Annotated in this window: 10 protein-coding genes; 6 read left to right on the top strand and 4 right to left on the bottom strand. The window is 42.2% G+C overall.

Annotation, left to right across the window (positions count from 1 at the left end; translation table 11 throughout):
* Positions 1-161 precede the first annotated feature (161 nt).
* On the top strand, positions 162-350 hold the full coding sequence (locus tag RMX98_RS06540; RefSeq protein WP_409881215.1) for a hypothetical protein: 189 nt from the start codon (positions 162-164) through the stop codon (positions 348-350).
* A gap of 185 nt (positions 351-535) precedes the next feature.
* Positions 536-1444, top strand: coding sequence for a ribonuclease HI (gene rnhA, locus RMX98_RS06535; protein ID WP_409881213.1), 909 nt, complete (start codon positions 536-538; stop codon positions 1442-1444).
* Positions 1445-1554: 110 nt separating this feature from the next.
* Here the strand turns inward: rnhA and cruG are convergent, their stop codons facing one another.
* Positions 1555-2778 (bottom strand): 2'-O-glycosyltransferase CruG, encoded by a 1224-nt coding sequence (cruG, locus tag RMX98_RS06530; RefSeq protein ID WP_409881212.1) that lies wholly within the window; start codon positions 2776-2778, stop codon positions 1555-1557.
* Between the two features lie 165 nt (positions 2779-2943).
* Positions 2944-3852 (bottom strand): gamma-carotene 1'-hydroxylase CruF, encoded by a 909-nt coding sequence (cruF, locus tag RMX98_RS06525; protein WP_409881209.1) that lies wholly within the window; start codon positions 3850-3852, stop codon positions 2944-2946.
* 618 nt (positions 3853-4470) lie between these two features.
* Between cruF and RMX98_RS06520 the strand changes: the two genes are divergently transcribed.
* A complete protein-coding gene (locus RMX98_RS06520; protein WP_409881208.1) occupies positions 4471-4917 on the top strand; it encodes a hypothetical protein in 447 nt (148 codons plus the stop codon).
* A gap of 442 nt (positions 4918-5359) precedes the next feature.
* Here the strand turns inward: RMX98_RS06520 and RMX98_RS06515 are convergent, their stop codons facing one another.
* The gene (locus RMX98_RS06515; RefSeq protein ID WP_409881205.1) at positions 5360-6133 is read right to left on the bottom strand and encodes an MlaE family ABC transporter permease; all 774 of its coding nucleotides are present in this window, start codon (positions 6131-6133) and stop codon (positions 5360-5362) included.
* Positions 6134-6695: 562 nt separating this feature from the next.
* On the opposite strand from RMX98_RS06515, the gene RMX98_RS06510 reads away from it, so the two are divergent.
* On the top strand, positions 6696-7007 hold the full coding sequence (locus tag RMX98_RS06510; RefSeq protein ID WP_409881203.1) for a hypothetical protein: 312 nt from the start codon (positions 6696-6698) through the stop codon (positions 7005-7007).
* A gap of 897 nt (positions 7008-7904) precedes the next feature.
* Positions 7905-9308: a hypothetical protein gene (locus RMX98_RS06505; RefSeq protein ID WP_409881202.1), complete on the top strand. Its 1404-nt coding sequence runs from the start codon at positions 7905-7907 to the stop codon at positions 9306-9308.
* 479 nt (positions 9309-9787) lie between these two features.
* Here RMX98_RS06505 and RMX98_RS06500 read toward each other — a convergent pair whose 3' ends face one another.
* Positions 9788-10936, bottom strand: a complete 1149-nt coding sequence (locus RMX98_RS06500) for an alanine--glyoxylate aminotransferase family protein (protein WP_409881200.1) — start codon at positions 10934-10936, stop codon at positions 9788-9790.
* 370 nt (positions 10937-11306) lie between these two features.
* Between RMX98_RS06500 and RMX98_RS06495 the strand changes: the two genes are divergently transcribed.
* Positions 11307-13393 (top strand): DUF4347 domain-containing protein (locus tag RMX98_RS06495; RefSeq protein WP_409881199.1); only part of this gene is annotated, 2087 nt, incomplete at its 3' end.

Here is a 13393-nt window from a genome sequence, read left to right as displayed (position 1 = left end):
ATTTTTAGCTCAAAGAATTATTGAACATCAAGAAAAGATTAGACTCAAATTAGAAAAGAGTTTTCCCGACGAAGGTTTAATTAAGCATTGGTAAAAAGATATTCATGCTTTTGACAAGGCAATCCAACAAGCGCGTAAAGGATTGGGACAATGAATAAAATATGCAGATTAGCGATCGCCCTCTTGCACTCACCAATTCAACCTTCAGTACCTTGATTACTGAATTAGGTACAGAATGCCTGAAAGTACAAGCCTTAATTAACCAGTTACAGTTAACTAGTTTAACTGCTAATCAACAAGCTGAAATTGTAGCAGACAGAAATCCTAGCTGCTGCGGTTCATCTGTATAATTATGACGAAGATTTTCAGACGCTAATTACTGAGGAAATGGAAAATTTGCCTGACGATCGGGATTAAAGATAAAGTCAGAATTAAAAGCATTTATCAGTATAATAGCCTGAATATTGTTAAAAATTGCCGCTAATAACTCTTCCCTTTGCGTCCTTCGCGTCCTTCGCGGTTCGATATCCTAACCATGTCCACCCAACCCATAATTCAAAGCATATACACCGATGGTGCTTGCACCGGTAATCCTGGCCCTGGCGGTTGGGGTGTTGTCGTCTACTTCAGTGACGGCTCAATCCACGAAATGGGCGATGCATCCCCTCATACCACTAATAATAAAATGGAGATGCAAGCTGCGATCGCTGCCCTTCAATTTCTGCAAACATCTCAACAAGCCCAACCAATCACCCTTCATACCGATAGCGAATACCTGATTAACTGCGTTACCAAATGGGTGAAAGGCTGGAAAAACAAAGGCTGGAAAAAGTCAGATGGTAAACCCGTCCAAAACCAAGACCTTTTAGAAATCTTAGATGAACTCAATACCCAACAAGTAAAATGGCAATACGTTCGGGGACATTCTGGTAACATAGGTAACGAACGTTGTGATGCGATCGCTCGCAGTTATGCCAGTGGCAAAACCCCTTCCCTACAACAATTATCTGATAAAGATTTTTACAAATCTTTACCTACTAAAAATGACCTAAATGTAGCAAAAGTAGCTGATTATGGAAAAAACTCTAGAATAATTAACCAAAGTCCGCAAGAAATCAGTACTTCTGCACCAGAAATAACCGTTATGGAACCATCAACTGGGCCAACTGCGGCCGTAACCGATGAAAAACCACCAGAAATGAGGGTTTCGCAACTCCGCAGCTTGGTTGAAACTTTGCGTATAGCTGACGAAATTTCTGAAAAAGGCTACTTAATCACCAGTTCTGAGTTAGCAGACTTGATGGATGTCCACGCCAGCGCTGTCACTAGTCGTGGAGATCAATGGCGCTGGCGAAACTGGATAGTGTCACGGGTACGCCGTGAAGGAAATCAAATTCTTTGGGAATTGGAACGCGGGGATCAAGTAGGAGGTGAAGAGGAGTAGGGAGCAGGGACAAGGGGGACAAGGGGGACAAGGAGGACAAGGGGATAAACAAAACTCCTAACTCTTAACTCATTACTCAGCACTCCTAACGCCCAATCCCCAATCCCCCACTATATATACTTGCGTCCTCGCCACTCGCGCGGGGTGCGGAATGCAGATAAGAAGATTCGCAGTACAGCTAAGGGATCAGCCAAAGGAGAAAGCCAGAATAACCAGCTGCCTTTAGCGTTGGTGCGATCATAAGAAGGTGCGATCGCTATTAGCATTGCAAAGCGAATCACTAACAGGAATAAATTCAGTCCCAGCAGAAAGAGTAGGGGAATGGGTAGAGACGTGATTAATCGCGTCTGTAGCAAGTAGGAGGATGGGGGAGAAATCAATAAAAAAGTCAGGATAATTAAAAGCGGTAGACCTTGAACAGATGTGAGTAACCATAAATCTCCCCATAACTGAGAACGAGAAGTTGCATCTTTAAGATCGAGACTCCGCCCCCATTCTTTCCACGTCTCCATCGCCCCTTCATACATACGTACCTTTAATACCTTTGCGCCATCTAAAAAGCCGACCTTATAGCCTTGGGTAGCAATATTGCGTGCCAACGTGACATCATCACAAAAAGAATTACTCGCACTGCTATAACCACCCACAGCAGCTAAAACGGAGCGACGACATAAAAAACACTGTCCATTTGCCATTACCCGTTCTGGTTGCTCTGTATTGATCCCCGATGGGTCAAATCGGTAAAGCAAAGTCATCAACAAAGCAGGTTGTAGCCAGCACTCCCCAGGATATTTGAGGATGAATTGGGGTGAAAGAGAAACCAAATCATAGCCTTGCGCTTCGGCCGTCTTTAACAACCCAGCAACTAAACCAGGATGCGGTTGAATATCAGCATCCAGCCCCAAGAACCACTTACTAGCCTCTGAACTATATAGAAAACCGTTATGCAACGCCCAAGGACGCCCCACCCAACCAGAGGGTAAGGGATCATCTGTCATCAGGCGAAAGCGCGGATCTTTTTGCTGTGAGGCTTTTACCAAGTCGGGGGTACCATCACTGGATTTGCTGTCTACAACCATAATTTCCCTAACTTCATAGCTTTGCTGACTTAAACCAGCCAACAGAGGGCTAATGCGAAGCGCCTCGTTCAGTGTGGGAACAACCACACTAACCTTACCCAAAAGCTCAGGTGTCGGCTGTTGGGGTTCTATTGCAGGATGGCGTCTTGGCCCCTTTAGCAGGCGCGAAAACAGAATTGCCGTTGCTGGTACTTGGATAAGTAGCAATAAAAGGGAGATGGCGCTTTCTATTATCAAAGCGTTGTCATTAGTCATTAGTCATTGGGTATGGGGCATTGGGTACGGGGCATGGGATTAGATATAGGAGCAGAGGGACAGAGGGGAAAGACTTACTGCAACTTCTCCTCTGCTCCTCTGCTCCCCTGCTCCCTCTGCCTCCCCACTCCCCACTCCCCACTCCCCACTCCCTAATTTCTAGACTTATTTCAAGGCAACTTCAACCTTTGCTACTGATACTTCTTTGTTTACTGGTTCAACAGTAACTTGAGCAGGTGTGGTTGAACTCCTTGACCACAGCACCACAGCCGGAATCACACCTAGCAATAAGCCAAGTAACACAGGGATAGAAAATCCAGCAGCCAAACTGAGTCCGGCGGCGAAGGCAAAGTTAGTTAAATAAACGACTAAGGGCAGATTGAGTTGCGATCGCTCTAATTTAATCGAGGTATCTCTCCACAATAATCCTGCCACACTCATAAACAGGGCGCTAGTACCAAACCAACCTACATAGTTCTGGTAAGGTGTTCCAAAGAAAGCTCCTGGTTGTTCCCAATACCAAAAGGGCAGAGAAGTTTGACTCATAGCCGGTTCAAGGGCAAAGTCCCAGCAAGTGAAGAGCAAAGCACCAACGGCTATCGCAGCAATATGGCGACCCCAACTGGGTTTTTGAGTCACTTTCAAACCAGTTCTCGCAATTAAATAAGACGACAGTCCAACATAAAACCAAGATAAAGGGATTGTGAAAGGAACTAGCCCCCCAATCTTATAACCCAAGCCACTCAAGTAGCTATAATCACCAAATGGAAACCCTGTACTAGTTCCCAGTAGTTCACTCCCTAAAGAGATAAACATAGCTGGTAGCATAAATGCTAGCCAAGTTCCTAATCCCAACGTCCGGTAGGCATAAATAGAGACAGCTACTGTCCCTAAGATGATATCAACTACACCACCGCCAGCCATACTTAACTGTACAGCAGTTTCTCCTACCTGCGATAAGTTGAAAATTATTTCGGCATTAGGTACTACCAGTAGCATCCCTACCAGTCCAAAGGCTTTTGACGCGATATGACCAATGAGGCTTACGCGTTCAGCAATAATAAGTTGTTTCATGATAATTCCTTAACAAGATGTGACACGCGGCTACTCGGCTGCTAACAGTTTACAAATGTTTAACAACATATTTAACTACTTTGTACCGCAATTCTTGACAAACTTGTTTGGCTTTCTTGGGAAGAGCATAACAGCCTATTGATTGAAGCTATAAGAAATATGATGATAGACTTACTAGTTTAAGGCATATAGTCAAAATCTACATAGTTTCATCTGCAAGAACTTCTGGTTTCTTATCTCACTGATACCAACATGGTGAAAAACTCTTTTTATACTGAGATATTGTTGAGGCAGGATAACCATTTTCAGGAGGCTGGAGACAACAGTAACCCGTAAGTATGTGAAACTTAGGGTGTGGACGACGCCAGCTGCTCCACTTGGGCAGAGCCACAGGCCACACTGGCTCTTTTATATAACGTCAATAGTGCGTCTAGTACCAGTATCTTAATTTCTAAACTTGATTTTTAACCCAGAAGTAAAGTTTTCATTTGTACTTTTTTTTGCAAGCTTGAACTACCCTCTCTTATAAACTGAGCAAGCCTCAAGCAAAATAAAGTCTTTAGTTAATACACTTAGTTATGAGATAAGACCTTGACCCTGTACTAGAAATATAAACCCATGTCAATTTTGAAAAGAGTTCCTTGGGTGTCCCTGGCGCTAGTACTGCTGAGTTACAGTACTTTGGGCTGGGTAATATCTGAAACTCGTGCTTCTGTGTTTGTGTGGGTGGCAACTGTAGTTGCTATCTTACTTTTAATAGTAACGTTGACCGCTCCTTGGCCAAAGATGACATATTACTACAGTATTTTGCTTCAATCAAATACCAGGTCTTTCGGCGTTGCCGTCTTAGCAGCTTTCTTGTTCTTTATCATGATTGCCTGGTTTCGGGTATTTCTTGATACCTTACTCATCATTTCAGCGACTATATTAGTCAGGATAGATTTTCAAAGAGCGGGTCTTAGGGAAGGGCTAGCCTTTTCAACTACGTCTATCTTTTCATTGGGAGGTTTAGCTTTGGGTGCGCTAATCTACAAGTTAATATATTCCCAAATTCCGCTAACGTGATGAAGTATATCTCAAAGAGCTAGCGATGCTTGCGGTGGTAACAGACTTGTACTGAGTTTCGACACTTCGACTACGCTCAGTGCATCGCTACGTGGTAATCGAGCGACTTGCACTGAGTTTCGACACTTCGACTACGCGGGAGTTGAGCGTAGTCGAAACTCAGTGCACCGCTACGCGGTAATCGAGCGAAGTCGAGATTCAACTATCGCGCAGTCGTTGTGAGTCGAGATTCAACTACCGCGCAGTCGAAGTAGCTTTGTCATACTCCTTCCCTACGGGACGCTGCGCGAACAAAAAAGCAAGCTACGCATAGCGTCTCATAGAGAAGTGTAGGCTGTGCAAACGCTTCAGAACTAGTATTACTTACCCACAACTTCCTTTGTTGTTCAAATTTCCAACTTTTTTAAAAAGTTGGAAATCTTGTTCTTTAATATACTTGGGTTTAAAATGTGGGCTGTTCAAACAGCAGTAGAGAGAGGAAAAAATCAATAATAAAAATTGACACCCAACTAGTAACAACTGCTTTTGTTGCCGATTCTCCTACTTCCTTTGCTCCCCCTCGAGTAGTTAAACCCCAACTACAGCCAATGACAGCAACTAGCACTCCAAAAATAAACCCTTTTAGCAAAATAATAAATAAATCTGATGGTTGTAAAAAATCTCTGACTGATTCTAAAAATGTTTCGGGAATAATTTGGTAAAACTTTGATGCGGCAAAAACTCCGCCGATGATGCCCGTAACTAAAGCCAAAATCGTCATCAAAGGTATCATCAAACAACAAGCAATTACTCTAGGAAGTACTAAATAATCAATTGGATCGGTTTTGAGCATATAAAGTGCATCAATTTGCTCGGTAACTCGCATTGCACCTATTTCTGCGGCAAAAGCAGAACCTACTTGTCCCGCCATAATACTAGCGGTCAAAATTGGAGCCAGTTCTCTACAAAAAGCTAAGGCAAAAGCACCTCCCACAGCATTTTCAGCCCCAAATCGCACTAATTCCCTCGCCGTTTGAATAGTAAAAATCATTCCTGCAAAACCGCTAACAAGGAGAACTGGAGAGATAGAAGCTGGCCCTGCGGTAACAAGATGTTGCAAAATTTTGCGATAGTACGTTTTTCCTTGGAGTAAATGTAGCCACACTTGACCAAAGAGCAGTATTGCTGCAAAACAGCGTTTAATCCCAGATTGCTCAAAATTTGTTTTTGGTTGCAATTTTATCGTCCTTACAACTGACTTTTTTGCACATTTGTTGTTATATAGGAATCCGGTTTGATTACTGAAATCATTTGGCTTAGTAGGCAATAGGCAAAAAGCAATGGGCAAGAGAATTTCAGAAGATTAAGGTGTACCGAATTTTTTCAAAAATCAAATATGAGTCCTATATCAATTCTTTAAAATAAAACACAGATACAAATAGTGGAAATCCAGCTAGATGTAATCTGAGTTTCTCAATGACTTATATGCATAAAGACGGCTTCCCGTAGAATATTACGAATTGGTACTAGGGTATGGTACATGAACGGACGTACAGACGCACTACATATTTATCCTCAAAATAGAGTAGGCGCTTGGGTATGATTCAATTTAACTTAGTAAACTTTAGTGAAAAATAGCACTTATGGTATTGTGAGCTTTTTTAGTACTGCTCTCATGCTGTATGTGTTAGGGAGTTGTAATCTCTAGTCTGTCAAAATGTGAAAAGTAGTTGAATCAACTCAAATGGTTTGAAGATTTCATAGTATTTCCAAATTAATGTAATGTTAAAGAATTTTTTATGAACACAATTAAATACATAATCTTTTTGGCGTTACTATTAATACTGCCTTTCACCGTAGTACATCCAGTTTTTGCTTCTGTATGTCGCAATAAAGATTGCCACCAGATTTGCATTCTCACTATCAACCGAAGTGCCAAAAATTATTGGGAATATAGGGCTGCCGTTAGCGTAGATGGAGTAAAAAGACCTATCGAGGTTTACAATTGTCGTGAAAGAGTCAAGGTTCAAGAAAATGGGACTATTTTGCCCTTTGAGCAAAAAGGCCCTGGTGAGATGATATGCAGCTTTTTTAATTCTTCTCGGCGGTAAACACGCGCCAGATAATGAAGACGGTGAAACCTAGATAGGCGAATACTGTTAGCCATTCTTGCCAGCCACCAAATGTATTGTTCATCAACAAAAGTCGGGAAATTGATTTTTCTTAATCCTACACACTGATGTTACCAGCCGATTGCTGTATTTTGGGATATCAAGGAAGGGTAGTCAAAAATTCTTAGTTAATTTTCCGGAATCGGTAACAAGGGAATGGTAGTAAATATCAGAGCATCGATATTATACTGAACTTCTATAACAAAGCTTCGGGGAATATACCCCATTGTTTACCCTCAAAAGCCCGGTCTTCATGACCGGGTTTTTGGTTTTACTTCTATTTTGTGTTTCTTTAACTAGTTCAGTTCTTTATTTAGGCTTGTCGTGACTATTAATCAACAGGGAAGTTAAACGAAATAAGAAGCTGTGACGATTCGTAGTCATATTTTCTTCCTATCAAATTAATAAAAAAATAACAGGGTTGATGTGGCACTTTTTAGCAATTGGAGATTGGATTTCAAGCAAAGTCCACTACGTCCATGACGTTACCCAAAGTGAAGACGCATCCAGAATTTACACTACCCCTCTGACCCAAATATTTGCACTCGCTCGTAATTTTTCACTCAATTTATATCGGGATAAATAATATATTTAATCTCGTAATTTTTCACTCAATTTATACCGGGATAAATAATATGTTTAATCTCGTAATTTTTCACTCAATTTATACCGGGATAAATAATATGTTTAATAATATGACACAAGCTCAACGTTTATGTTCTTTTAGATTAGACTGCTCTGGTTAAATTGGGGATTGGAGAATAATTTCTACCTTTTGCCAGAAACTTTTAAGAGTTTTTATCGGTCTGGTTCTCCAAATTCTGCAAAAATTAACCAATGTCATCTTCTGCTCAAGGTATTCCTGGATTACCTGATTTGACGCATCCAGTTGAGCTTGTTCAATTTGGAACCCAGGCGCTCAAAGCTTCACTCTTATTAGTATTTTTGATTGTAGCTTTAGGAATTGCGATCGCACTGATCAGCTTTTCTCTCCGTCGCAGCCAGCCAGAACAAGTGATATTCATCGGCGAATGGGCTGTGCGTTATTCCCAACTACTGCGGGGATTACAGCATTTAACTTTAGTATTAGTTTTGTTAGTACCGGGATTTTTTCTCTGTTCAACTTTAAGCAATCGCTATCACTACTGGGAACAAGCAAAGGTGGCTCAAGTAGCCCAAAGTGTCGCAGGTGAAAAACTCGAACAATTTGCGCCTCAAGTCCGCTACTCGATTCAAGAGCCATACTCCTATAACACTCAAGTTAATGGCAAAATTGTCAAGGTAAATGAGACACGACAAATTAACCGCTTCTTAACGTTGGCTGGTTCGCAAATACAAGTCAAGCTTGACCAAAGTGTAGATGTCCCAGGCCGCAGTTCAATTTATCAGGTAAATTACACTGCTGATTATAAAGTAGTTAACCAACTCAAGGATATTAATAATTTTTTCTTTGAAACACCGCCACCTAACGGCTACACACTGCTTGCTAGCTACAAAGTTGAGCGTGACGGTACTAGGTTACAACAAACCAATCCGGGAGACTATGGCTTTCCCTTCCGGCTACAACCAGGAGAAGAAACTACCTTTCGAGTTACTTATCAGGCTCAAGGTGGGCCGCGTTGGGTTTATAGTGCAACGGGGCAGTTGCTTTCTAATTTTCGCCTTACAGCAATTGCTAACTTTGCCCCGGCTGATTTTGCTAGTGGTGTTGTACCGAATGAGATTAAAGTTAACGGACGCAGTACTCAATTTACTTGGATATTTGACGATAATGTTTCAGTCAAAAATCCCTTTGGAGTCTTTACCAACACCGAACCCATTCGTCACACGGGGGTAATTCCGCGTCTTTTATTGCTAGCACCGGCAATATTTTTGTGGTGGATATTATTGTTATATTTGTCACTACCAATGAGTTTTAGAAATATTGCGATCGCTGCTAGTATTTTCTTTGCGTGTCTATTGACTTTGACCTATCTAGCCCGCGTTATCAATCCTCAGTTGGCTTGGACTTTAATTTCCATAATTTTACTAATTTTAACATGGGGATTGGGAGCCAGCCGCAGTGCTTCCCTGGCTGCAATTATCTGCACTATTGCTGGAGCAGTATTACCTATCTTTGGATTATTAGTACCGTTGAGCGGCCTCACCCTCAGTCTAGCCGGTTTGCTTTCAGCCGTTTGGCTTGCAGTTCGTCATTGGTATGGATGGTACAATTTACACCCAGAAGACCAAAGATTGTAGGGCTGTAGAAAAACGCAAAATATTAGGTGATTCCGCTATGATTAGCGAAGTTTTAGCAAATAGCATTTATGGATAACGATTTACTGGCTTTTTTTGCGGCTGCTGGGTTACTCATCCTCTATCTCATCTTTTCTGCATTGACTGAAATGGGAACCAAACTACCTTGGAAGAAATAAGCTGATAGGGCGATAAAGTCGCTAAAAATTTACATTTTTCAACCTGATTGGGCTTGGAAAAAGGAATAAACATCCTTTAGGCTGAGTTAATATACTTATTGTTCAAGAGAGTGCCAAATGCGCGATCCACAAAAAAACCAGATTAAAATCGAGCCGGCAACCCTTGTTTTGATTGTGTCTCTCCTAATACTCTTGCCTTTGCTGTTTGTTGGTTTTCTCTCGCAGTGAAGCTAGTCAGAAATGCGATCGCTCTTTTTATCAGGTGCGTTACAAAGATAGTTAACGCACCTAACTATGCAAAAGTTACTTAGGTAAAACTTGCCGTAGTGCTGCTAAAAGTTGATCAACACTTTCTTTACGACTATTAAAGCCCATCAATCCAACGCGCCAGACTTTACCCGCGAGTTCGCCAAGTCCACCGCCAATTTCAATATTATATTCATTGAGTAACTGCCGAGCGATCGCCTTCCCATCTACCCCTGTTGGAATACGGACAGTGGTCAACGTTGGCAGTCTATACTCTTGCTCAACGTGCATACTCAGTCCTAAATTTTCCAACCCTTCCCAGAGATATTCTACGTTCTTTTGATGCCGTTGCCAGGAATTTGCTAACCCCTCTTCTGCAAGCAAACGTAGTGCTTCCCGCAATGCATAGTATAAATTAATCGGTGCTGTGTGGTGATAGGTGCGTTCAGTGCCCCAATACTTGCCTAGTAACAACATATCTAAATACCAGTTTGCAACTTTCGTTTGGCGCTGTTGCAATTTTTCAACTGCACGCGCACTCATGGTAAAAGGCGAAGCACCAGGCGGGCAACCTAACCCTTTTTGGCTACAACTATAGGCTAAGTCAACTCCCCAAGCATCCAAAAACAAAGGCACACCACCCAAACTTGTCACCGTATCCACTAATAACAAAGTGCCAAATTCACGGCACAAATCAGCGACCCCTTCTAGAGGTTGACGTGCGCCGGTGGAGGTTTCAGCATGAACTAGAGCTAAAATAGTTGGACGATGAGTTTTTAAAGCAGTTTGCAGTTCATCAAGGTTAAAGACTTGTCCCCAAGGTTTGGTGATAGTTCGCACATCAGCGCCATAACGTCCAGCCATATCCACAAGGCGATTACCAAAGTAACCAGCTACACCAATCAAAACCACATCACCGGGTTCTACAGCATTGGCGATCGTTGCTTCCATTGCAGCTGTGCCGGTACCGCTAACTGCAATGGTCAGTGGGTTTTCTGTTTGCCATACGTAACGTAGCAACGACTGAATCTCATCCATGAGTGCGAGAAAAGCTGGGTCAAGATGCCCAACAGGTGAAGTATTCATCGCCTGGAGAACTGTGGGATGGGCATTAGATGGCCCTGGCCCCAACAGCAGACGGGATGGGATTTCTAGCGGTGTGAGTTGCAAACGCCCAGAGTCGTTAATTGAAATTGTTTGCGTCATAATCTGTCTTCGCCTAGACAATACTTATCGAATCATATAAGAATCCGATTTGATTCCTGAACTTACTTGCGTGGTGCGCGTTCGCCAACGCGAACGCGCAGCGTGTCGCAGACAAGCCTCTCATAGAGAAGCGCAGCCCAAGCGCAACAGGGAGAGAACAGGAAAGAAGGGAATAGATGTGTACTGAGTTTTTTTCTCACAAGTTTTAGGTACTTTATATGCCCAAAATTTCTAAATTTCGATGAAATTAAATAAGTGTATTTGCTGAGGAAAAGAGTTTATTTTATTCCTACATTGAATGCAACTACCATAAATTATCTGCAAAAATGAAAATTTTTGCTTAATATCAGGGACTTACTATTGGACAATTATGAGAAAGCATAGTAGCAATAAAAACTTTACTATAAACAAAATATTTAACAGCATTAATAATAAACCAACTTTAGACTCATATCCTACTCGCCTAATTTTTATTGATCCACAGGTTGATGACTACCAAAGCCTGGTAATGAGTGTATTACCAGATACATCTGTTGTAGTTTTGGATACCAACCAAGATGGTATTGAGCAAATTAGTCAAGTGCTGGAGTGTTATCAGAGAGTCAATAGCCTGCACATTGTTTCCCACGGCGCACCTGGGTGTATCTATTTGGGCAACAGTCAACTCAGCAATGAAACCCTCAACCGCTATGCAGCACAGCTTATGGGTTGGGCAAAAGCTTTGAGTGAAGATGCACAACTACTGCTGTATGGTTGCAAAGTCGCTCAAACAGAGCCAGGTGTGTTGTTTATACACTGTCTGAGCGAATTGACAGGTGCAATAGTAGCAGCCTCTGATGATTTGACAGGGAGCGCTGCATTAGGAGGTGACTGGGAATTGGAGGTTTGCACGGGGGCTATTGTTCCTAGTTTAGCGTTTGGGCAAGAAGTAATAGCAGCCTACACTTCAGTTTTATCTGTAGTACTTCTCGACACCAGCTTTGATGGTGATGGTAAGGTTACTACTGATATCGGCTCAGGTACTAGTGATATTGCTAGAAGTGTTGTCATACAACCTGATGGCAAGATTTTGGTAGCAGGAGTGAGTAGTAATAACTTTGCTGTGGTGCGTTACAACAGCAATGGCACTCTCGACACCAGCTTTGATAGTGATGGTAAGGTTACTACTGATATCGGCTCAGGTACTAGTGATATTGGCAGAAGCATTGCCCTGCAAGCTGATGGCAAAATTATTGTGGCAGGAGTGAGTAATAATAACTTTGCTGTGGTGCGTTACAACAGCAATGGCACTCTCGACACCGATTTCAACATTACTGGCAAAGTTACTACCGATATTGGCACAAATAGTACTGATAATGTTTACAGCGTTACCGTACAAACTGATGGCAAAATTATTGTAGCAGGAGTGAGTAATAATAACTTTGCCCTGGTACGTTATGACAGCAATGGGAGTTTTGACAACAGCTTTGGTACTAACGGCATAGTAACTACTGATATTGGTTCAAATACCACAGATACCGCCTACAGCGTTAGCGTGCAAACCGATGGCAAGATTTTGGTGGCGGGTTCGAGTGGCTCTAATTTTGCTTTAGTACGTTACAACAGCGATGGCAGTCTCGACACCGATTTCAACATTACTGGCAAGGTAACTACTGACTTCGGCAGTACTGACATAGCCTACAGCGTTACTGTGCAAGCCGATGACAAGATTATTCTGGCGGGAAAGCGCGGTAATGACTTTGCTTTGGCACGTTACAACAGTAATGGCAGTCTTGACACCAGTTTTGGCAGTGGTGGCAAAGTTATTACTGATATTGGTACTAACACCACCGATGTCGCCTACAGCGTTAGCGTGCAAGCTGATGGCAAAATTCTAGTGGCTGGTTCAAGTAACAGTAACTTTGCTTTAGTACGTTACAACAGCAATGGCAGTCTCGATGCTGATTTCAACACTACTGGCAAGATAACTACTGATATTGGCACAAATAGTGCTGATAATGCCTACGCTCTTACTCAACAAGCTGACGGTAGGATAATACTCGCAGGAGGAAGCAGCAATAACTTTGCTGTAGCACGCTACAGGATTAATCAAAATCCAGTGCTAGTGAATGAAATCGAAAACAAAGAGATTCTCCAAGGTGCAAATTTCAACTTCCTCATCTCAAGCTACTTCCAAGATCCAGATATCGGAGACACTCTCACCTACAGTGCCACTCTCGAAAACGGCAACCCACTACCGAGTTGGTTAAGTTTCAATGCTACTACCAAAACCTTCAGTGGTACTCCCTTGAATGAAAACGTCGGTAGCTTGAACATTAAAGTTACTGTCACAGATACTTATCTTGCAAAAGTCAGTGATGTCTTTACACTAACTGTTAATAACACCAACGATGCGCCAATTGTAGCTTCGCCCATCACTGCTCAACAAGCAACAGAAGACGCAGTTTTCAATTTCAC

Origin of the sequence: Nostoc sp. DedQUE02 (assembly GCF_034531035.1) — a bacterium.
GTDB lineage: Bacteria > Cyanobacteriota > Cyanobacteriia > Cyanobacteriales > Nostocaceae > Nostoc.
Note: the sequence above shows the minus strand (reverse complement) of the source record. Positions and strands in the feature narration are given on the sequence as shown.

Bases quoted from the DNA above. Each gene is read 5' to 3' on its own strand.
- cruF (WP_409881209.1), bottom strand. From the start codon at position 3,852: ATGAAACAACTTATTATTGCTGAACGCGTAAGCCTCATTGGTCATATC.
- RMX98_RS06510 (WP_409881203.1), top strand. From the start codon at position 6,696: ATGAACACAATTAAATACATAATCTTTTTGGCGTTACTATTAATACTG.
- rnhA (WP_409881213.1), top strand. From the start codon at position 536: ATGTCCACCCAACCCATAATTCAAAGCATATACACCGATGGTGCTTGC.
- RMX98_RS06500 (WP_409881200.1), bottom strand. From the start codon at position 10,936: ATGACGCAAACAATTTCAATTAACGACTCTGGGCGTTTGCAACTCACA.
- cruG (WP_409881212.1), bottom strand. From the start codon at position 2,778: ATGACTAATGACAACGCTTTGATAATAGAAAGCGCCATCTCCCTTTTA.
- RMX98_RS06505 (WP_409881202.1), top strand. From the start codon at position 7,905: ATGTCATCTTCTGCTCAAGGTATTCCTGGATTACCTGATTTGACGCAT.
- RMX98_RS06520 (WP_409881208.1), top strand. From the start codon at position 4,471: ATGTCAATTTTGAAAAGAGTTCCTTGGGTGTCCCTGGCGCTAGTACTG.
- RMX98_RS06540 (WP_409881215.1), top strand. From the start codon at position 162: ATGCAGATTAGCGATCGCCCTCTTGCACTCACCAATTCAACCTTCAGT.